Genomic DNA, 17682 nt, shown 5'->3' with positions numbered 1-17682 from the left:
ATCGGGAAGGCGCAGCGAGCGACCCAGGAAGCAATTTCGACAGGCGCGGGAAGCGCTTCTGACTGACGTTTCGCCTTGACTTGACCGACTCCCACTTATAGAACCCCCTCACTTAACGACAGGCGGTGAGCATCGCCAACGTCGGAACGGGCCACCTGTTTGATCCCCCGGGATCGCCAAGACAGGCACCAACCTCGACGAATGCCGCTCAAACGCTGTCGATCATAGCTAGGCAATGCCAGTGCGATTTTAGGTCTCTTGAGCATGTTCTCTCGAGATCGAATTCGGATGCATGACCTCGGTGCGCGGGCCGCAGCTGCAAGCTGACGGTTCAACTACTGCGGTCCTCTGTGGCGTCGAAGCGCTTTCCGCCCGTTGATGGGTGGTTGGCGCGATTTCGCTTTGTGCGGATTGTTCCGCGGAAGGCGGCCTCGTCGGGCGGGTAGCTCGAAAGAATTTGCGGACCCGGTGACGGGCCGCGGCAGAACACAAAGGGTAATGCCAGGATGCCGACGATCAACCAGCTGATCGCTCAACCGCGGGAAGTGCAGAAGTCGCGCAAGAAGGTGCCGGCACTGCAGCAGTCGCCGCAGAAGCGCGGTGTTTGCACGCGCGTTTACACCACGACCCCGAAGAAGCCGAACTCGGCGCTTCGTAAGGTTGCCAAGGTGCGCCTGACCAACGGCTTCGAGGTGATCGGTTACATCCCCGGTGAAGGCCATAACCTCCAGGAGCACTCCGTGGTCATGATCCGCGGCGGTCGCGTCAAGGACTTGCCCGGCGTGCGCTACCACATCCTCCGCGGCGTTCTGGATACCCAGGGCGTCAAGAACCGTAAGCAGCGCCGTTCGAAGTACGGCGCCAAGCGTCCGAAGTAAGCGGGAACCAGGTCCATGTCTCGTCGCCATTCTGCCGAAAAGCGCGAAGTCCTTCCCGATCCGAAGTTCGGGAACATCATCGTCACGAAGTTCATGAATTCGGTGATGTACGCCGGAAAGAAGTCGGTCGCCGAAGGTATCGTCTACGGCGCGTTCGGCCTCATCGAAAGCAAGACCAAGCAGAACCCGCTCGGCGTGTTCGAGCAGGCACTCGAGAACGTCATGCCGACGATCGAAGTGCGCTCCCGCCGCGTCGGTGGCGCGACCTATCAGGTTCCGGTCGAAGTTCGCTCGGTGCGCCGTCAGGCGCTGGGCATTCGCTGGCTGATCTCGGCTGCGCGCGATCGCAACGAGAAGACGATGACCGAGCGGCTCTCTGCGGAGCTCCTGGACGCGTCGAACAACCGGGGTAACGCTGTCAAGAAGCGCGAAGACGTGCACCGGATGGCGGAAGCCAACCGCGCCTTCTCGCACTATCGCTGGTAACGGCGACACACGGAATCTAAGGAACACTCCATGCCCCGCGTTCATGCCATAGAGAACTACCGTAACTTCGGTATCATGGCGCATATCGATGCCGGCAAGACCACGACCACCGAGCGCATCCTCTATTACACCGGCAAGAGCCACAAGATCGGCGAAGTGCACGAAGGTGCCGCGACGATGGACTGGATGGAGCAGGAGCAGGAGCGCGGCATTACGATTACGTCGGCCGCGACCACCGCCTTCTGGGAAGGCAAGCGTCTCAACATCATCGACACTCCCGGCCACGTCGACTTCACCATCGAAGTCGAGCGAAGCCTGCGCGTGCTCGACGGTGCCGTCTGCGTGCTCGACTCGAACCAGGGCGTCGAGCCCCAGACCGAGACGGTCTGGCGCCAGGGCGACAAGTACAAGGTTCCGCGCATCGTCTTCGCCAACAAGATGGATAAGACCGGCGCCGACTTCTACAAGTGCATGCAGGATATCGTCGATCGCCTCGGCGCGAAGCCGATCGCGATCCAGCTTCCGATCGGCTCGGAGAACAACTTCAAGGGTTTGGTCGATCTCGTCCGCATGAAGGGCGTGGTCTGGGAAGAAGAGAAGCTCGACGCCAAGTTCGTCGACATCGATATTCCCGAGGACATGGTCGAGAAGGCCAAGGAATATCGCGAGAAGCTGTTGGAAGCCGCCGTCGAGCTCGACGACGACGTTCTCGCCGCTTACCTCGACGGCAATGAGCCCGATCAGGCGACGTTGAAGCGCTTGATCCGCAAGGCCGTGCTGACTGGCGCGTTCTTCCCGGTATTGTGCGGCTCGGCCTTCAAGAACAAGGGCGTGCAGCCTTTGCTCGACGCGGTCGTGGATTATCTGCCGTCGCCGGTTGACGTGCCCGCGATCAAGGGCGTCGATGAAGACGGCAACGAGGTCGTTCGCCGGCCCGACGACAAGGAGCCGCTGGCTCTGTTGGCGTTCAAGATCATGGACGACCCGTTCGTCGGCACCATCACCTTCTGCCGCATCTATTCCGGCACGCTGCTGTCGGGTACCGGCGTCATCAATTCGACGCGCGACCGCAAGGAGCGCATCGGCCGCATGTTGCTGATGCATGCGAACAACCGCGAAGACATCAAGGAAGCCTATGCCGGCGACATCGTTGCGCTGGCTGGCCTGAAGGAAGCGCGCACCGGCGACACGCTGTGCGATCCCGACAAGGCGGTGATCCTCGAAAAGATGGAATTCCCCGAGCCGGTCATCGAGATCGCGATCGAACCGAAGTCCAAGGCCGACCAGGAAAAGCTGGGCGTGGCGCTGGCGAAGCTTGCCGCGGAGGATCCGTCCTTCCGCGTGTCGACCGACCAGGAGTCCGGCCAGACCATCCTCAAGGGAATGGGCGAACTCCATCTCGACATCAAGGTCGACATTCTTCGCCGCACCTACAAGGTCGATGCCAACATCGGCGCGCCGCAGGTGGCGTTCCGTGAGCGCGTCACCAAGCGGGCCGAGGTCAAGTACACCCACAAGAAGCAGACCGGCGGTACCGGTCAGTTCGCGGAAGTGTCGATCGTGGTCGAGCCGAACGAGCCCGGTAAGGGTTACGAGTTCGAATCCAAGATCGTCGGCGGTGCGGTTCCGAAGGAATACATCCCCGGCGTCGAAAAGGGCCTCAACAGCGTGATGGGCTCTGGTGTCGTCGCGGGCTTCCCCGTGGTCGACGTCAAGGTTCAGCTCGTCGACGGCAAGTATCACGACGTCGACTCGTCGGCGCTCGCCTTCGAAATCGCTTCGCGCGCTGCATTCCGCGAAGCCTTGCAGAAGGGCAAGTCCGTCCTGCTCGAGCCGATCATGAAGGTCGAAGTGGTGACCCCGGAAGATTACACCGGCTCGGTCATCGGCGACCTGAATTCCCGGCGCGGTCAGATCCAGGGTCAGGACATGCGCGGCAACGCCAACGTCATCAACGCGATGGTGCCGCTCATGAACATGTTCGGTTACGTGAATAACCTGCGCTCGATGAGCCAGGGTCGCGCGACCTTCACCATGCAGTTCGACCACTACGCAGAAGCGCCGGCCAACGTGTCGGCAGAAGTCCAGAAGAAGTTTGCCTGATTGTCGTCGGTCTCGAACTGACGATTGAACGGAGAGTCAAATGGCCAAAGCAAAGTTTGAACGTAACAAGCCGCACTGCAACATCGGCACCATCGGTCACGTCGACCATGGCAAGACGTCGCTGACCGCGGCGATCACCAAGGTCCTCGCCGAAGCCGGCGGTGCGACGTTCACGGCGTACGACCAGATCGACAAGGCGCCGGAAGAGAAGGCGCGCGGCATCACGATCTCGACGGCGCACGTCGAATACGAGACCAAGAACCGCCACTACGCGCACGTCGACTGCCCCGGCCACGCCGACTACGTGAAGAACATGATCACTGGCGCCGCCCAGATGGACGGTGCGATCCTGGTCGTGTCGGCCGCTGACGGTCCGATGCCGCAGACCCGCGAGCACATCCTGCTCGCCCGCCAAGTCGGCGTTCCCGCGCTCGTCGTGTTCCTCAACAAGTGCGACATGGTCGATGATCCGGAACTGCTCGAACTCGTCGAGCTCGAGGTTCGCGAGCTGCTCTCGAAGTACGAATTCCCGGGCGACACCATCCCGATCATCAAGGGCTCGGCGCTCGCCGCCCTCGAAGATTCCGACAAGACGCTCGGCCACGAGGCCATCCTCGAGCTGATGAAGCAGGTCGACGCTTACATTCCGCAGCCGGAGCGTCCGGTCGACCTTCCGTTCCTGATGCCGGTTGAAGACGTGTTCTCGATCTCGGGTCGCGGCACCGTCGTGACCGGCCGTGTCGAGCGCGGCATCGTCAAGGTCGGTGAGGAAATCGAGATCGTCGGTCTGCGCGCCACGCAGAAGACCACGGTCACCGGCGTCGAAATGTTCCGCAAGCTGCTCGATCAGGGCCAGGCCGGCGACAACATCGGTGCGCTGCTTCGCGGTACCAAGCGCGAGGACGTCGAGCGCGGCCAGGTGCTGTGCAAGCCGGGTTCGGTCAAGCCGCACACCAAGTTCAAGGCTGAGGCCTACATCCTCACCAAGGAAGAGGGCGGTCGCCACACTCCGTTCTTCACCAACTACCGTCCGCAGTTCTACTTCCGCACCACCGACGTGACCGGTGTTGTGCATCTGCCGGAAGGCACCGAGATGGTGATGCCGGGCGACAACATCGCGATGGAAGTGCACCTGATCGTGCCGATCGCGATGGAAGAGAAGCTCCGCTTCGCGATCCGCGAAGGTGGCCGCACCGTCGGCGCCGGCGTCGTCGCCTCGATCATCGAGTAATTACGAGAATAGGGATCGGCGAATAGCGAATGTGACATTCGCTATTCGCTATTCGCCACCCCACTGAAGAAAGACCACGGCAATGAACGGCCAAAACATTCGCATCCGTCTCAAGGCGTTCGACCATCGTATCCTCGATACGTCGACCCGCGAGATCGTGAACACGGCGAAGCGCACCGGCGCGCAGGTCCGCGGACCCATTCCGCTGCCCACCCGCATCGAGAAGTTCACCGTCAACCGTTCGCCGCACGTCGACAAGAAGAGCCGCGAGCAGTTCGAGATGCGCACTCACAAGCGCCTGCTCGACATCGTCGATCCGACCCCGCAGACCGTCGATGCTTTGATGAAGCTCGACCTGGCCGCCGGTGTCGACGTCGAGATCAAGCTCTAAGATTTTTGGATCACGTTCGCCACTAGCGGACAGAAAGAACAGGAAGCACGCCGATGCGCTCCGGAGTGATCGCACAAAAGGTCGGGATGACGCGGGTCTTTACAGAGGCCGGCGAACATATCCCCGTGACCGTGCTGAAGCTCGGCAATTGCCAGGTCGTAGGCCACCGCACCGAAGAGAAAAACGGTTATGTCGCGCTCCAGCTTGGTTCTGGCAGCCGCAAGACCGTGTACATGCCCAAGGCGGAGCGCGGTCAATTCGCGGTCGCCAAGGTCGAGCCGAAGCGGCAGGTCGAGGAATTCCGCGTCTCCGCGGATCAGATGATCCCCGTCGGTGCCGAGATCCTGGCCGACCACTTTGTCGTCGGTCAGTTCGTCGACGTCACCGGTACTTCGGTCGGCAAGGGTTTTGCCGGCGGTATGAAGCGCTGGAACTTCGGCGGTCTGCGCGCCACCCACGGCGTGTCGGTCTCGCACCGTTCGATCGGTTCGACCGGTGGCCGTCAGGACCCGGGCAAGACCTGGAAGAACAAGAAGATGCCCGGTCACATGGGCGTCGACCGCATCACCACGCTCAACCTTCGGGTCGTCCAGCTCGATGTCGAGCGCGGCCTGATCCTCGTCGAAGGCGCCGTTCCCGGCTCCAAGGGCGGCTGGATCCGCGTGCGCGACGCCGTCAAGAAGCCGCTGCCGAAGGAAGCTCCGAAGCCCGGCAAGTTCAAGGTTGCTGGCGAAGCGGACGCTGCTCCGGCTGCGCAGGAGGCGTGAGATGGAATTGAAGGTCACGACCCTCGAAGGTAAGGAAGCCGGCTCGGTCCAGCTTTCCGACACCATTTTCGGCCTCGAGCCGCGCCAGGACATCATTGCACGTTGCGTGCAGTGGCAGCTCAACAAGCGCCAGGCCGGTACGCACAAGGCCAAGGGCCGCGCCGAGATCTGGCGCACCGGCAAGAAGATGTACAAGCAGAAGGGTACCGGTGGTGCTCGTCACGGCTCGGCCCGCGTGCCGCAGTTCCGCGGCGGTGGCCGTGCCTTCGGTCCGGTGGTGCGTTCGCATGCCACCGACCTGCCGAAGAAGGTCCGTGCGCTTGCCCTCAAGCATGCGCTCTCGGCCAAGGCCAAGGACGGCGATCTCGTCGTGATCGACAAGGCCGCGCTGGAAGCTGCCAAGACCAAGGCGCTGCTTGGTCATTTCTCCGGTCTGGGTTTGACCAACGCGCTGATCATCGACGGCGCCGAGCTCAACAACGGCTTCGCCGCTGCGGCCCGCAACATCCCGAACATGGACGTGCTGCCGATCCAGGGCATCAACGTCTATGACATCCTGCGCCGTCGGAAGCTTGTTCTGACCAAGGCCGCCATCGATGCGCTGGAGGCGCGCTTCAAATGACGAAGAACATCGAGCCTCGCCACTACGACGTGATCCTGTCGCCGGTCGTGACCGAAAAGGCCACGATCGCCTCGGAGCACAACAAGGTGCTGTTCAAGGTGGCCGCGAAGGCGACCAAGCCGCAGATCAAGGAAGCGATCGAGAAGCTGTTCGACGTCAAGGTCAAGAGTGTCAATACGCTGGTCCGCAAGGGCAAGACCAAGATCTTCCGCGGCAATCTCGGCTCGCAGTCGAACTCCAAGCGCGCGATCGTGACTCTCGAAGAGGGTCACCGGATCGACGTGACCACCGGTCTGTAAGGTCGTACGACGATGGCACTGAAGACATTCAATCCCACGACGCCGGGCCAGCGCCAGCTGGTCATGGTCGATCGTTCGGCCCTCTACAAGGGCAAGCCGGTCAAGGCGCTCACCGAAGGCAAGCACTCCTCTGGCGGCCGCAACAACACCGGTCGCATCACCGTGCGCTTCCGCGGCGGCGGTCATAAGCGGACGCTGCGTACTGTCGATTTCAAGCGCGACAAGGTCGATGCGCCCGCGACGGTCGAGCGGCTGGAGTACGATCCGAACCGCACCGCGTTCATCGCGCTGGTCAAGTACGAAGACGGCACCCAGGCCTATATCCTGGCGCCGCAGCGTTTGGCCGTCGGTGATTCCGTTGTCGCCGGCAACTATGTCGACGTGAAGCCGGGCAATGTCATGCCGCTCGGCAACATGCCGGTCGGCACGATCATCCACAATATCGAGGTCAAGATCGGGAAGGGCGGCCAGCTCGCCCGTTCCGCGGGCACCTACGCCCAGCTCGTCGGTCGTGACCAGGACTATGTGATCATCCGCCTGAACTCGGGCGAACAGCGCCTGGTGCACGGCCGTTGCCGCGGCACGATTGGCGCGGTGTCGAACCCGGATCACATGAACACGTCGATCGGCAAGGCCGGCCGCAACCGCTGGCTGGGCCGCAAGCCGCACAACCGCGGCGTTTCGATGAACCCGATCGACCATCCGCACGGCGGTGGTGAAGGTCGTACCTCGGGCGGTCGCCACCCGGTCACTCCGTGGGGCAAGCCGACCAAGGGCAAGAAGACCCGCTCCAACAAGTCGACCAACAAATTCATTCTCCTAAGCCGCCACAAGCGGAAGAAGTAAGGAACGCCGGACATGGTTCGTTCAGTCTGGAAAGGCCCGTTCGTCGAGGGTTCTCTGCTCAAGAAGGCAGATGCCGCGCGTTCGTCCGGCCGTCACGACGTCATCAAGATCTGGAGCCGTCGCTCGACGATCCTGCCGCAATTCGTCGGCCTGACCTTCGGCGTCTACAATGGTCAGAAGCACGTGCCGGTGGCGGTCAACGAGGAAATGGTTGGTCACAAGTTCGGCGAGTTCTCGCCGACCCGTACCTTCCATGGCCACTCCGGGGACAAGAAAGCCAAGAAGGCTTGAGGATTAAACGATGAGCAAACCTAAGCGCGAACGGAGCCTCGCCGAGAACGAGGCCAAGGCGGTCGCCCGGATGCTGCGGGTGAGCCCGCAGAAGCTCAACCTGGTCGCCCAGCTCATTCGCGGCCGGAAGGCGGCTGCTGCGCTCGCCGACCTGCAGTTTTCGCGCAAGCGGATCGCGGTTGACGTGAAGAAGTGCCTGGAATCGGCTATTGCCAATGCCGAGAACAACCACGACCTCGACGTCGACGATCTCGTCGTGGCGCAGGCCTTCGTCGGCAACGGCCTCGTGATGAAGCGCTTTGCCGCCCGCGGCCGTGGCCGCTCGGGCCGTGTCTACAAACCATTTTCACAGCTGACGATCATCGTTCGTCAGGTCGAAGCCGCGGCAGCGGCTTAAGGGACGCAGGAGAACACGATGGGTCAAAAGATCAATCCGATCGGTCTGCGTCTTGGCATCAACCGGACCTGGGATTCCCGCTGGTTCGCCGGCAAGCAGGAATACGGCAAGCTGCTTCATGAGGACGTCAAGATCCGCGAGATCTTGCACAAGGAGCTCAAGCAGGCGGCCGTCGCCCGCATCGTGATCGAGCGTCCTCACAAGAAGTGCCGCGTCACCATCCACTCGGCTCGTCCGGGCGTGGTGATCGGCAAGAAGGGCGCCGACATCGACAAGCTGCGCAAGAAGGTCGCGGACATCACCTCGTCCGACGTCGTCATCAACATCGTCGAGATCCGCAAGCCGGAGCTCGATGCGACGCTGGTGGCCGAGTCGATCGCGCAGCAGCTGGAGCGCCGCGTCGCGTTCCGCCGCGCCATGAAGCGCGCCGTCCAGTCGGCGATGCGTCTCGGCGCGGAAGGCATCCGCATCAACTGCTCGGGACGTCTGGGCGGTGCGGAAATCGCGCGCATGGAGTGGTACCGCGAAGGTCGCGTGCCGCTGCACACGCTGCGCGCAGACATCGACTACGGGGTTGCGACCGCGTTCACGACCTTCGGCACCTGCGGTGTCAAGGTCTGGATCTTCAAGGGCGAGATCCTCGAGCACGATCCGATGGCCCAGGACAAGAGAATGGCCGAAGGCGAGACTGGTGGCGGCGGCGATCGCGGCGGTCGGCAGCGCCGTGACAACGCTGCAGCCTGACGCCAGCACAGAGAATTTGAGGGCTTGAAGCCATGATGCAACCTAAGAAAACGAAGTTCCGGAAGGCGCATAAGGGCCGTATCCACGGCGTTGCGTCTTCGGGCGCGACGTTGGCGTTCGGCCAGTTCGGCCTGAAGGCAACCGAGCCTGAGCGCGTCACCGCGCGCCAGATCGAAGCCGCTCGCCGCGCGCTGACCCGCCACATGAAGCGTGCCGGCCGCGTCTGGATCCGCATTTTCCCCGACGTTCCCGTGTCGAAGAAGCCTGCCGAAGTCCGCATGGGTTCCGGCAAGGGTGCACCGGAATTGTGGGTCGCGCGCGTCAAGCCGGGCCGGGTGCTGTTCGAGATCGACGGCGTCAACACCCAGACGGCGCGTGAGGCGCTGACCCTGGCGGCAGCGAAGCTGCCGATCAAGACGCGCTTCGTCGAGCGCATTGCGGAGTAATGGCCATGGCCCAGATGAAAATCGAAGACATCCGCGCGTTGAGCCCCGATCAGCAGGATGACGCCATCCTGAACCTGAAGAAGGAGCGCTTCAACCTGCGCTTCCAGCGCGCCACCGGGCAGCTCGAGAACACCTCGCGCCTGCGCGAGGCCCGCCGTGACATCGCCCGGATCAAGACCGTCGCCGCGCAGACGCGCGCGAAGAAGAAGTAAGAGGCTTACGAAGATGCCGAAACGTACTTTGCAGGGCGTGGTCGTCAGCGACAAGCAAGCCAAGACCATCGTGGTGCGCGTCGATCGCCGCTTCACGCACCCGATCTACAAGAAGACGATCCGCCGTTCGAAGAACTACCACGCGCACGACGAGAGCAACGAGTTCAAGCCGGGCGACATGGTGTGGATCGAGGAATCGAAGCCGATTTCGAAGTTGAAGCGCTGGGTCGTGATCCGGGGCGAACACAAGAAAAGCGCCTGATCTGTTGGCTTTAGCCGACTGACTTCAGGGAAATGTTGAGCGCCGGCTGGGCTGGCGCAAATAGAAGAGGACGAGGTGCATCAATGATTCAGATGCAGACCAACCTCGACGTGGCCGATAATTCTGGCGCACGCCGTGTCATGTGTATCAAGGTGCTCGGGGGCTCCAAGCGCCGCTACGCCACGATCGGCGACATCATCGTTGTCTCGATCAAGGAAGCGATTCCGCGTGGCAAGGTGAAGAAGGGCGACGTGATGAAGGCCGTCGTGGTGCGCGTCCGCAAGGACATCCGCCGCGCCGACGGTTCGGTCATCCGCTTCGACCGCAACGCCGCCGTTCTGATCAACAATCAGTCCGAGCCGGTCGGTACTCGTATCTTCGGGCCCGTGCCGCGCGAGCTGCGCGCCAAGAACCACATGAAGATCATCTCGCTCGCGCCGGAGGTGCTGTGATGGCTGCGAAGATCCGCAAGGGCGACAAGGTCGTCGTGCTGACCGGCCGCGACAAGGGCCGCACCGGCGAGGTGTTCGAAGTGCGTCCCGACGCCGGTACGGCGCTGGTGCGCGGCATCAACATGGTCAAGCGTCACCAGAAGCAGACGCAGGCCCAGGAGGGCGGCATCATCTCGAAAGAGTCGCCGATCCAACTGTCCAACATCGCGTATGTCGGCAAGGACGGGAAGCCGACCCGCGTCGGATTCAAGATTCTGGCGGACGGCAAGAAGGTCCGCATCGCCAAGAGCTCGGGAGCTGAGATCGATGGCTGAGGCCGCTTACACGCCGCGCCTGCGCGCGGAATACGACGCGAAGATCCGGACGGAAATGACCGAGAAGTTCGGTTATGAGAACGTCATGCAGGTTCCTCGCCTGGACAAGGTCGTGCTGAACATGGGCGTTGGCGATTCCGTCAACGACCGCAAGAAGGCAGAGAACGCCGCTGCGGAATTGACCCAGATCGCCGGCCAGAAGGCGATCGTGACCTATTCGCGGATCGCGATCGCGACCTTCAAATTGCGTGAGAACCAGCCGATCGGTTGCAAGGTCACGCTGCGCAAGGCCCGCATGTACGAGTTCATCGATCGCCTGGTGACGGTCGCGCTGCCGCGCGTCCGCGACTTCCGCGGCTTGAACCCGAAGAGCTTCGACGGCCGTGGCAACTACTCGCTCGGTCTCAAGGAACACATCATTTTCCCCGAGATCGACTTCGACAAGGTCACGGAATCCCGCGGTATGGACATCACCGTCTGCACCACGGCCAAGACCGACGACGAGGCGAGGGCCTTGTTGACCGCTTTCAATTTCCCGTTCCGGCAGTGAGACGCTGACCTAAAGCCTCTCAAACGCGGATACCCAGGAGCCAAGCATGGCAAAGAAGAGTTCAATCGAGAAGAACAACCGGCGCAAGCGGATGGCGAAGAACGCCGCCCCGAAGCGCGAGCGGTTGAAGGCGATCATCGCCGACAAGTCGCTGCCGATGGAGGAGCGGTTCGCCGCGACCCTGAAGCTGGCGGAAATGCCGCGCAACTCGTCGGCGACCCGCATCCGTCTGCGTTGCGAGCTGACGGGCCGCCCGCGCTCGAACTACCGCAAGAACAAGCTGTCCCGTATCGCGCTGCGTGACCTTGGCTCCAGGGGCATGGTCCCGGGCCTCGTGAAGTCCAGCTGGTAAGGAGGGTCGTTTAAATGTCTACGCACGATCCAATCAGCGATCTGATCACCCGCATCCGCAACGCGCAGATGCGCTCCAAGAACAAGGTCTCCACGCCTGGCTCGAAGATGCGCGAGAACGTTCTCGAGGTGCTGAAGAGCGAAGGCTACATCCGCGGTTACGCCACGCTCGAGCACTCCTCGGGCCGCAGCGAGATCGAGATTGAGCTGAAGTATTTCGACGGCGAGCCCGTTATCCGCGAGATCGAGCGTGTCTCCAAGCCCGGGCGTCGCGTTTACGCCTCGGTGAAGAACCTGCCGCGGGTCAATAACGGACTCGGTATTTCGGTGTTGTCGACGCCGAAGGGAATCATGGCTGACCACAGTGCGCGTGAAGCGAACGTGGGCGGCGAAGTTCTCTTCACGGTGTTCTGAGAAGGATTTTTGATCCATGTCACGTGTTGGCAAAAGGCCGGTAGCGGTGCCGTCGGGTGTGACCGCGACCGTCGACGGGCAGACCGTCAAGATGAAGGGGCCGAAGGGCCAGCTTCAGTTCGTCGTCCATAGCGACGTCGAGGTGAAGCTCGACAACGGCCAGGTCAAGGTGAACCCGCGGGTCGAGACCAACCGCGCGCGGGCCCTGTACGGGACCGCTCGCGCCCAGGTCGCGAATCTGGTCGAAGGCGTCACCAAGGGTTTCGAGAAGAAGCTCGAAATCACCGGCGTCGGTTACCGCGCCGCGCTGCAGGGCAAGAACCTGCAGCTCGCGCTCGGCTACAGCCACGATGTGGTCTACGCGATCCCGGAAGGGATCACGATCACCGTGCCGAAGCCGACCGAGATCACGGTGACCGGCAGCGACATTCAGCGCGTCGGCCAGGTCGCCGCCGAGATTCGCTCCTATCGTCCGCCGGAACCCTACAAGGGCAAGGGCGTGAAGTATGTTGGCGAATTCATCTTCCGCAAGGAAGGCAAGAAGAAGTAACGGAGCCGGTCATGTCGAAAGCCAAGGTTACGAATGCCCGGCGCAAGCGCAGTGTACGACTGAAGCTGCGCCGCTCGGGTGGCGGCCGTCCGCGCCTGTCGGTGTTCCGCTCGTCCAAGCACATCTACGCCCAGGTCATCGACGACCTGAAGGGCGAGACGCTTGCCTCTGCCTCGTCGCTCGAGAAGTCGATGCGCGATGGCGGCAAGACCGGCGCCGACATCGATGCGGCGAAGGCGGTCGGCAAGCTGCTGGCCGAGCGCGCCGCCGAGAAGGGTGTCAAGGAAGTCGTGTTCGATCGCGGCAGCTATCTCTATCACGGGCGCGTCAAGGCTCTTGCCGACGCGGCGCGTGAGAGCGGGCTGAGCTTCTAACAGAATTTGAGGATTGAGGCGTAAGCCTCTGAAGGACTGGAAAAACCATGGCAGAACGCGAACAACGTGGTGGACGCGATCAACGCGGCGGCGGACGTGAACGCAGGGAAGAGCGCGACAGCGAGTTCGTCGACAAGCTCGTCCACATCAATCGCGTCGCCAAGGTCGTCAAGGGCGGCAAGCGCTTCGGTTTCGCAGCGCTGGTCGTGATCGGCGACCAGAAGGGCCGCGCCGGCTTCGGTCACGGCAAGGCGCGCGAAGTGCCCGAGGCGATCCGCAAGGCAACCGAATCCGCCAAGCGCAACCTGACCCGCGTCTCGCTGCGCGAGGGCCGCACGCTGCATCACGACATCGCCGGCCGTCATGGCGCGGGCCGTGTTTACCTGCGCGCAGCTCCGGCCGGTACCGGGATCATCGCCGGCGGTCCGATGCGCGCCGTGTTCGAGACGCTCGGCGTCCAGGACGTGGTTGCGAAGTCGATCGGTTCGTCGAACCCGTACAACATGGTTCGCGCGACCTTCGATGCGCTGAAGCATCAGGATTCACCGCGCTCGGTCGCTGCCCGCCGCAACATCAAGGTGTCCACCCTCCAGTCCCGCCGTATCGGTGGCGACGCCGAGGCGGTTGCCGAATAACGCAAGCTTTTCGGAGTAGACGCCCATGGCCAAGAGTGCCGTTACGACCGCAAAGACGATCAAGATCGAGCAGACCGGCAGCGCGATCCGCCGCCATCACTCGCAGCGCTCGACGCTGATCGGGCTCAAGCTCAACAAGATCGGCCGCACCAGCGAACTGCCGGACACCCCGGCGGTGCGCGGCATGATCTTGAAAGTTCACCATCTCGTTCGCATCGTCGACGAGAAGTAAGCAAAGGCGCACGATCCCGAAGCGGGGACCCGTTTTCGGTGAAGGTCATGCGCAAGAAACAAGGAGCAGGGCGATGAAGCTCAGCGATATCGCCGACAATGCCGGCTCGCGCAAGAAGCGTATGCGCGTCGGCCGCGGCATTGGTTCGGGCAAGGGCAAGCAGGCCGGCCGCGGTGGCAAGGGCCAGACCGCGCGTTCGGGCGTGCGCATCAAGGGTTTCGAAGGCGGCCAGATGCCCTTGCATCGCCGTCTGCCCAAGCGCGGCTTCAACAACATCTTCCGCATCGAGTTCGCCGAGATCAATCTCGACCGGCTCCAGGACGCGGTCGATGCCAAGAAGATCGACACCGGCAGCGTCGTGAACGTCGAATCCCTGGTCAAGGCCGGCGTGCTGCGCCGCGCCAAGGGCGGCCTGCGGCTGCTCGGCCGCGGCGAGTTCAAGGCCAAGCTCAACATCGAAGTGCACGGCGCCTCGAAGACCGCGATCGCGGCAGTCGAGAAGGCCGGCGGCTCGGTGAAGATCCTCGCGCCTGCCAAGGAAGAAGGCGAGGCGGCGTAACAACTGCGTCATCGGCCCGCGGCTTGCGGGCCTTTACGCATGCGGGACGATGGACTTATCGAAGCCGTAGCCCCAGATAATGTCCGGTGTCCGGTATAATGTAGCCCGGCCGCGGGCATAACGGCGCAAGAAGCGGCGGGAGAAAGTCCAAGATGGCCTCTGCAGCGGAACAACTGGCAGCCAATCTCAATTTCGGTGCGTTTGCCAAGGCCGACGAACTGAAGAAGCGCATCTGGTTCACCCTGGGTGCGCTGCTCGTTTATCGGCTCGGGACCTACATCCCGCTGCCCGGCATCGATCCCAACATCTGGGAGCAGGTGTTCCGCTCCCAGGCGGGCGGCATCCTCGGCATGTTCAACATGTTCGCCGGCGGCGGCATTCACCGCATGGCGATCTTTGCGCTGAACATCATGCCGTACATCTCGGCCTCGATCATCATCCAGCTTCTGACCACCGTCTCTCCGCAGCTCGAGGCGCTGAAGAAGGAAGGCGAGTCCGGCCGCAAGCTGCTGAACCAGTACACCCGTTATCTCACCGTGATCCTGGCCGCGTTCCAGTCCTACGGCATCGCGGTGGGCCTCGAAGGCGCAGGCAACGTCGTCAGCGACCCCGGCATGTTCTTCCGTCTGTCCACGGCGATCACGCTGACCGGCGGCACCATGTTCCTGATGTGGCTGGGCGAGCAGATCACCTCGCGCGGCATCGGCAACGGCATCTCCCTGATCATTCTCTCCGGCATCGTCGCCGAGCTGCCTGCGGCGCTCGCCAACATGCTTGAGCTCGGTCGTCAGGGTGCGATGTCGACCGGCCTGATTCTGGTCGTCATCATCATGGCAGTGGCCGTGATCGCCTTCATCGTGTTCGTGGAGCGCGCCCAGCGCCGGCTCTTGATCCAGTATCCGAAGCGCCAGGTCGGCAACAAGATGTTCGAGGGGCAGTCCTCGCATCTGCCGCTCAAGCTCAACACCTCGGGCGTGATCCCGCCGATCTTCGCGTCCTCGCTGCTGCTGCTGCCGACCACGGTTGCGAACTTCAACGCGGGCAGTGGGCCGGAATGGTTCCAGTGGATCAACACCCAGCTCGGCCACGGCCGTCCGCTGTTCCTGATCATGTATCTGGCGCTGATCGTGTTCTTCGCCTTCTTCTACACCGCCATCGTGTTCAATCCGACCGAGACTGCGGACAATCTGAAGAAGCACGGCGGCTTCATTCCGGGCATCCGTCCCGGCGAGCGTACCGCGGAATATATCGACTACGTGCTGTCGCGCATCACTGTGCTCGGTGCGGTCTATCTGGCGATCGTCTGCTTGATTCCGGAAATCCTGATCTCCTACGCGTCGGTGCCGTTCTACTTTGGCGGCACTTCGCTGCTGATCGTCGTCAGCGTCACCATGGACACGGTGGCGCAGGTGCAGGGCTATCTCCTGGCGCACCAGTACGAAGGCCTGATCCGGAAGTCGAAGCTGCGCGGCCGCCGCCGTTAAGCGCGGCGTCCCCTCGGGCGGCGCAATCGCGCCGCCGATTCGCCGCGCGTGCAACGCGCGCGGACGGCGAGCCGGGCATTCGGTCGCCTCGGCAGAGCCGCTCTTACTGTCGTGCAAGCACTGATTTCAAAGGCTTCTTGGCGTCCGGCCATTTGCTCCCCTATGATATGGGTAGCGGTGCGGCGCTGATTATGATTTGCACTGTAACTGGACTTCAAAACACAGGTGCACGACGTATCGCGCACCAATCGGGGGGCGTACGCCGATGAGAATTATACTTCTGGGGCCGCCGGGATCGGGCAAGGGCACCCAGGCGCAGCTGCTGGTGCAGCGCTATGGCATCGTCCAGCTCTCGACCGGCGAGATGTTGCGTGCAGCGGTGGCGGCCGGAACGCCGGTCGGTCTCAAGGCCAAGGAGATCATGGCCAGCGGCGGTCTCGTGCCCGATGATGTCGTGGTGGGAATCATCTCCGATCGAATCGATCAGCCGGATGCCAAAAACGGTTTCATCCTCGACGGTTTCCCGCGGACCGTGCCGCAGGCCGAGGCGCTGGATGAGCTGCTCAAGCACAAGCACCTCAAGCTCGACGCCGTGATCGAGCTCCGCGTCAACGAGAGCGCGCTCCTGAACCGTGTCGAGACCCGCGTCGCCCAGATGCGCGAGCGCGGGGAGGAGGTCCGGCTCGACGACACCCCGGAGGTCCTAACCAAGCGGTTAGCCAGCTACCGCAACCAGACGGAGCCGCTGATTCACTACTATTCCGAGCGGCGGAAGCTCTCGACCATCGACGGCATGATGGCCATCGACGAGGTCACCCGCGCCATCCATCGCCAGCTCCTGGCGCTCGGGGCGGTCGAGCCCAAGAGTCATGGCAAGACTCATGGCAAGACCCGCGCCCGCAGCGCGGCCAAGGCCGCCCCGGCTAAAAAGGCCAAGGCGGCGACGAAATCGGCTAAAAAGCCGACGAAGACGGCCAAAAAGGCCGCCAAATCCAGGAAGGCGGCTAAAAAGACCGTGACGGGTCCCAAGAAGGCGGCCAAGAAAACCGGCAAGAAAGCCGTGAAGAAGGCAGGGAAGAAGAAGGCAGCCAAAAAGACCGCAAAGAAGGCTGTCAAAAAAGGTGCCAAAAAGGCCGCAAAAAAGGTCACGAAAAAGCGAGCTAAGCGCTAGCAGCGGTTGACGAAAGCCCCCTGAATCCCCTAATAAGCCCCGCATCCAAGTCGGATAGTTTCAAACGATGCCGGGCCCCCAGGAAGACCAGGGGTGGGCGTCGTGTTCGCGTTTGTGAACACCTGCCCGAGAAACCAAGCACTTAAAGCGCGATTCCTGACGAGGAATCGGCGACAGGAGAGAAGGCCGTGGCCCGTATTGCCGGCGTGAACATCCCGACCAACAAGCGCGTGCTGATCGCGCTCCAGTACATCCATGGCATCGGCCAGAAGATCGCCGGTGAGATCATGGAGAAGGTCAAGATCCCAGACGATCGTCGGGTCAATCAGCTCAGCGACGCCGAAGTGCTTCAGATCCGCGAAGTGATCGACCGCGACTATCTCGTCGAGGGCGATTTGCGTCGTGAGGTCGGCATCAACATCAAGCGTCTGATGGACCTCGGCTGCTACCGCGGCCTGCGCCATCGTCGCGGTCTGCCGGTGCGTGGCCAGCGTACCCACACCAACGCGCGCACGCGCAAGGGTCCGGCCAAGGCCATCGCCGGCAAGAAGAAGTAAGTTTTCGCATCCAATCACGGCGTGTGGCGAAAGGGGATGACCCGTTCGCCACGCGCCTTTCGTT

28 protein-coding genes are annotated in these 17682 nt (G+C 62.5%); all 28 read left to right on the top strand.

What is annotated here, in order from left to right:
* Positions 1 to 506: 506 nt before the first annotated feature.
* The 28 genes from rpsL (at position 507) to rpsM (ending at position 17618) form a co-directional block, all read left to right on the top strand.
* Positions 507 to 878, top strand: a complete 372-nt coding sequence (rpsL, locus tag GWG67_RS05535; RefSeq protein ID WP_007603006.1) for a 30S ribosomal protein S12 — start codon at positions 507 to 509, stop codon at positions 876 to 878.
* A 15-nt stretch (positions 879 to 893) separates the two neighbouring features.
* Positions 894 to 1364: a 30S ribosomal protein S7 gene (rpsG, locus tag GWG67_RS05530; protein WP_007603009.1), complete on the top strand. Its 471-nt coding sequence runs from the start codon at positions 894 to 896 to the stop codon at positions 1362 to 1364.
* Between the two features lie 30 nt (positions 1365 to 1394).
* Positions 1395 to 3467, top strand: coding sequence for an elongation factor G (gene fusA, locus GWG67_RS05525; RefSeq protein WP_275168101.1), 2073 nt, complete (start codon positions 1395 to 1397; stop codon positions 3465 to 3467).
* 40 nt (positions 3468 to 3507) lie between these two features.
* The gene (gene tuf, locus GWG67_RS05520; protein ID WP_007603012.1) at positions 3508 to 4698 is read left to right on the top strand and encodes an elongation factor Tu; all 1191 of its coding nucleotides are present in this window, start codon (positions 3508 to 3510) and stop codon (positions 4696 to 4698) included.
* An 82-nt stretch (positions 4699 to 4780) separates the two neighbouring features.
* Positions 4781 to 5089 (top strand): 30S ribosomal protein S10, encoded by a 309-nt coding sequence (gene rpsJ, locus GWG67_RS05515; RefSeq protein ID WP_002712302.1) that lies wholly within the window; start codon positions 4781 to 4783, stop codon positions 5087 to 5089.
* A 53-nt stretch (positions 5090 to 5142) separates the two neighbouring features.
* Complete coding sequence (gene rplC / locus GWG67_RS05510; protein ID WP_007603016.1) at positions 5143 to 5856, top strand: 50S ribosomal protein L3; 714 nt, start codon at positions 5143 to 5145, stop codon at positions 5854 to 5856.
* 1 nt (position 5857) lies between these two features.
* Positions 5858 to 6478: a 50S ribosomal protein L4 gene (gene rplD, locus GWG67_RS05505; RefSeq protein WP_211399436.1), complete on the top strand. Its 621-nt coding sequence runs from the start codon at positions 5858 to 5860 to the stop codon at positions 6476 to 6478.
* Entirely contained in the window at positions 6475 to 6777 is a 303-nt protein-coding gene (locus tag GWG67_RS05500; protein ID WP_007603019.1) for a 50S ribosomal protein L23, read from the top strand. Before rplD ends, GWG67_RS05500 begins: the two co-directional genes overlap by 4 nt.
* Before the next feature lie 12 nt (positions 6778 to 6789).
* A complete protein-coding gene (gene rplB / locus GWG67_RS05495) occupies positions 6790 to 7623 on the top strand; it encodes a 50S ribosomal protein L2 (RefSeq protein WP_007611609.1) in 834 nt (277 codons plus the stop codon).
* A gap of 12 nt (positions 7624 to 7635) precedes the next feature.
* A complete protein-coding gene (rpsS, locus tag GWG67_RS05490) occupies positions 7636 to 7914 on the top strand; it encodes a 30S ribosomal protein S19 (RefSeq protein WP_007603021.1) in 279 nt (92 codons plus the stop codon).
* Between the two features lie 10 nt (positions 7915 to 7924).
* The gene (gene rplV, locus GWG67_RS05485) at positions 7925 to 8311 is read left to right on the top strand and encodes a 50S ribosomal protein L22 (protein WP_007603022.1); all 387 of its coding nucleotides are present in this window, start codon (positions 7925 to 7927) and stop codon (positions 8309 to 8311) included.
* 18 nt (positions 8312 to 8329) lie between these two features.
* Positions 8330 to 9055: a 30S ribosomal protein S3 gene (gene rpsC / locus GWG67_RS05480; protein ID WP_247497528.1), complete on the top strand. Its 726-nt coding sequence runs from the start codon at positions 8330 to 8332 to the stop codon at positions 9053 to 9055.
* A gap of 32 nt (positions 9056 to 9087) precedes the next feature.
* A complete protein-coding gene (gene rplP / locus GWG67_RS05475) occupies positions 9088 to 9501 on the top strand; it encodes a 50S ribosomal protein L16 (RefSeq protein WP_007603024.1) in 414 nt (137 codons plus the stop codon).
* Between the two features lie 5 nt (positions 9502 to 9506).
* Complete coding sequence (gene rpmC / locus GWG67_RS05470) at positions 9507 to 9713, top strand: 50S ribosomal protein L29 (protein ID WP_007603026.1); 207 nt, start codon at positions 9507 to 9509, stop codon at positions 9711 to 9713.
* Between the two features lie 13 nt (positions 9714 to 9726).
* Positions 9727 to 9975, top strand: a complete 249-nt coding sequence (rpsQ, locus tag GWG67_RS05465) for a 30S ribosomal protein S17 (protein WP_007603028.1) — start codon at positions 9727 to 9729, stop codon at positions 9973 to 9975.
* Positions 9976 to 10058: 83 nt separating this feature from the next.
* Positions 10059 to 10427, top strand: coding sequence for a 50S ribosomal protein L14 (gene rplN / locus GWG67_RS05460; protein ID WP_007603030.1), 369 nt, complete (start codon positions 10059 to 10061; stop codon positions 10425 to 10427).
* The gene (rplX, locus tag GWG67_RS05455) at positions 10427 to 10741 is read left to right on the top strand and encodes a 50S ribosomal protein L24 (protein WP_007603031.1); all 315 of its coding nucleotides are present in this window, start codon (positions 10427 to 10429) and stop codon (positions 10739 to 10741) included. Before rplN ends, rplX begins: the two co-directional genes overlap by 1 nt.
* Positions 10734 to 11291, top strand: a complete 558-nt coding sequence (rplE, locus tag GWG67_RS05450) for a 50S ribosomal protein L5 (RefSeq protein WP_007603032.1) — start codon at positions 10734 to 10736, stop codon at positions 11289 to 11291. The genes rplX and rplE overlap by 8 nt, the downstream gene beginning before the upstream one ends.
* 46 nt (positions 11292 to 11337) lie before the next feature.
* Entirely contained in the window at positions 11338 to 11643 is a 306-nt protein-coding gene (gene rpsN, locus GWG67_RS05445; protein WP_275168100.1) for a 30S ribosomal protein S14, read from the top strand.
* 14 nt (positions 11644 to 11657) lie between these two features.
* Entirely contained in the window at positions 11658 to 12056 is a 399-nt protein-coding gene (rpsH, locus tag GWG67_RS05440) for a 30S ribosomal protein S8 (protein WP_007603034.1), read from the top strand.
* A 16-nt stretch (positions 12057 to 12072) separates the two neighbouring features.
* Positions 12073 to 12606, top strand: a complete 534-nt coding sequence (rplF, locus tag GWG67_RS05435) for a 50S ribosomal protein L6 (protein WP_007611603.1) — start codon at positions 12073 to 12075, stop codon at positions 12604 to 12606.
* Positions 12607 to 12617: 11 nt separating this feature from the next.
* On the top strand, positions 12618 to 12980 hold the full coding sequence (gene rplR, locus GWG67_RS05430) for a 50S ribosomal protein L18 (RefSeq protein ID WP_007603036.1): 363 nt from the start codon (positions 12618 to 12620) through the stop codon (positions 12978 to 12980).
* Between the two features lie 47 nt (positions 12981 to 13027).
* The gene (gene rpsE, locus GWG67_RS05425; RefSeq protein ID WP_007603037.1) at positions 13028 to 13615 is read left to right on the top strand and encodes a 30S ribosomal protein S5; all 588 of its coding nucleotides are present in this window, start codon (positions 13028 to 13030) and stop codon (positions 13613 to 13615) included.
* 25 nt (positions 13616 to 13640) lie between these two features.
* A complete protein-coding gene (rpmD, locus tag GWG67_RS05420) occupies positions 13641 to 13847 on the top strand; it encodes a 50S ribosomal protein L30 (protein WP_007603038.1) in 207 nt (68 codons plus the stop codon).
* Positions 13848 to 13920: 73 nt separating this feature from the next.
* On the top strand, positions 13921 to 14406 hold the full coding sequence (gene rplO, locus GWG67_RS05415; RefSeq protein WP_247497526.1) for a 50S ribosomal protein L15: 486 nt from the start codon (positions 13921 to 13923) through the stop codon (positions 14404 to 14406).
* Between the two features lie 152 nt (positions 14407 to 14558).
* On the top strand, positions 14559 to 15890 hold the full coding sequence (secY, locus tag GWG67_RS05410; protein ID WP_007611601.1) for a preprotein translocase subunit SecY: 1332 nt from the start codon (positions 14559 to 14561) through the stop codon (positions 15888 to 15890).
* Positions 15891 to 16155: 265 nt separating this feature from the next.
* Complete coding sequence (locus GWG67_RS05405; protein WP_275168099.1) at positions 16156 to 17061, top strand: adenylate kinase; 906 nt, start codon at positions 16156 to 16158, stop codon at positions 17059 to 17061.
* Between the two features lie 188 nt (positions 17062 to 17249).
* Positions 17250 to 17618 (top strand): 30S ribosomal protein S13, encoded by a 369-nt coding sequence (rpsM, locus tag GWG67_RS05400; RefSeq protein WP_007611599.1) that lies wholly within the window; start codon positions 17250 to 17252, stop codon positions 17616 to 17618.
* The last annotated feature ends 64 nt before the right edge of the window (positions 17619 to 17682 follow it).

Source organism: Bradyrhizobium sp. CSS354, from assembly GCF_029051725.1.
Taxonomy (GTDB): Bacteria; Pseudomonadota; Alphaproteobacteria; order Rhizobiales; family Xanthobacteraceae; genus Bradyrhizobium.
Note: the sequence above shows the minus strand (reverse complement) of the source record. Positions and strands in the feature narration are given on the sequence as shown.

Excerpts from the sequence above, each read along its gene's own strand:
- rpsL (WP_007603006.1), top strand. The coding sequence starts at position 507 with ATGCCGACGATCAACCAGCTGATCGCTCAACCGCGGGAAGTGCAGAAG.
- rpsG (WP_007603009.1), top strand. The coding sequence starts at position 894 with ATGTCTCGTCGCCATTCTGCCGAAAAGCGCGAAGTCCTTCCCGATCCG.
- fusA (WP_275168101.1), top strand. The coding sequence starts at position 1,395 with ATGCCCCGCGTTCATGCCATAGAGAACTACCGTAACTTCGGTATCATG.
- tuf (WP_007603012.1), top strand. The coding sequence starts at position 3,508 with ATGGCCAAAGCAAAGTTTGAACGTAACAAGCCGCACTGCAACATCGGC.
- rpsJ (WP_002712302.1), top strand. The coding sequence starts at position 4,781 with ATGAACGGCCAAAACATTCGCATCCGTCTCAAGGCGTTCGACCATCGT.
- rplC (WP_007603016.1), top strand. The coding sequence starts at position 5,143 with ATGCGCTCCGGAGTGATCGCACAAAAGGTCGGGATGACGCGGGTCTTT.
- rplD (WP_211399436.1), top strand. The coding sequence starts at position 5,858 with ATGGAATTGAAGGTCACGACCCTCGAAGGTAAGGAAGCCGGCTCGGTC.
- GWG67_RS05500 (WP_007603019.1), top strand. The coding sequence starts at position 6,475 with ATGACGAAGAACATCGAGCCTCGCCACTACGACGTGATCCTGTCGCCG.
- rplB (WP_007611609.1), top strand. The coding sequence starts at position 6,790 with ATGGCACTGAAGACATTCAATCCCACGACGCCGGGCCAGCGCCAGCTG.
- rpsS (WP_007603021.1), top strand. The coding sequence starts at position 7,636 with ATGGTTCGTTCAGTCTGGAAAGGCCCGTTCGTCGAGGGTTCTCTGCTC.
- rplV (WP_007603022.1), top strand. The coding sequence starts at position 7,925 with ATGAGCAAACCTAAGCGCGAACGGAGCCTCGCCGAGAACGAGGCCAAG.
- rpsC (WP_247497528.1), top strand. The coding sequence starts at position 8,330 with ATGGGTCAAAAGATCAATCCGATCGGTCTGCGTCTTGGCATCAACCGG.
- rplP (WP_007603024.1), top strand. The coding sequence starts at position 9,088 with ATGATGCAACCTAAGAAAACGAAGTTCCGGAAGGCGCATAAGGGCCGT.
- rpmC (WP_007603026.1), top strand. The coding sequence starts at position 9,507 with ATGGCCCAGATGAAAATCGAAGACATCCGCGCGTTGAGCCCCGATCAG.
- rpsQ (WP_007603028.1), top strand. The coding sequence starts at position 9,727 with ATGCCGAAACGTACTTTGCAGGGCGTGGTCGTCAGCGACAAGCAAGCC.
- rplN (WP_007603030.1), top strand. The coding sequence starts at position 10,059 with ATGATTCAGATGCAGACCAACCTCGACGTGGCCGATAATTCTGGCGCA.
- rplX (WP_007603031.1), top strand. The coding sequence starts at position 10,427 with ATGGCTGCGAAGATCCGCAAGGGCGACAAGGTCGTCGTGCTGACCGGC.
- rplE (WP_007603032.1), top strand. The coding sequence starts at position 10,734 with ATGGCTGAGGCCGCTTACACGCCGCGCCTGCGCGCGGAATACGACGCG.
- rpsN (WP_275168100.1), top strand. The coding sequence starts at position 11,338 with ATGGCAAAGAAGAGTTCAATCGAGAAGAACAACCGGCGCAAGCGGATG.
- rpsH (WP_007603034.1), top strand. The coding sequence starts at position 11,658 with ATGTCTACGCACGATCCAATCAGCGATCTGATCACCCGCATCCGCAAC.
- rplF (WP_007611603.1), top strand. The coding sequence starts at position 12,073 with ATGTCACGTGTTGGCAAAAGGCCGGTAGCGGTGCCGTCGGGTGTGACC.
- rplR (WP_007603036.1), top strand. The coding sequence starts at position 12,618 with ATGTCGAAAGCCAAGGTTACGAATGCCCGGCGCAAGCGCAGTGTACGA.
- rpsE (WP_007603037.1), top strand. The coding sequence starts at position 13,028 with ATGGCAGAACGCGAACAACGTGGTGGACGCGATCAACGCGGCGGCGGA.
- rpmD (WP_007603038.1), top strand. The coding sequence starts at position 13,641 with ATGGCCAAGAGTGCCGTTACGACCGCAAAGACGATCAAGATCGAGCAG.
- rplO (WP_247497526.1), top strand. The coding sequence starts at position 13,921 with ATGAAGCTCAGCGATATCGCCGACAATGCCGGCTCGCGCAAGAAGCGT.
- secY (WP_007611601.1), top strand. The coding sequence starts at position 14,559 with ATGGCCTCTGCAGCGGAACAACTGGCAGCCAATCTCAATTTCGGTGCG.
- GWG67_RS05405 (WP_275168099.1), top strand. The coding sequence starts at position 16,156 with ATGAGAATTATACTTCTGGGGCCGCCGGGATCGGGCAAGGGCACCCAG.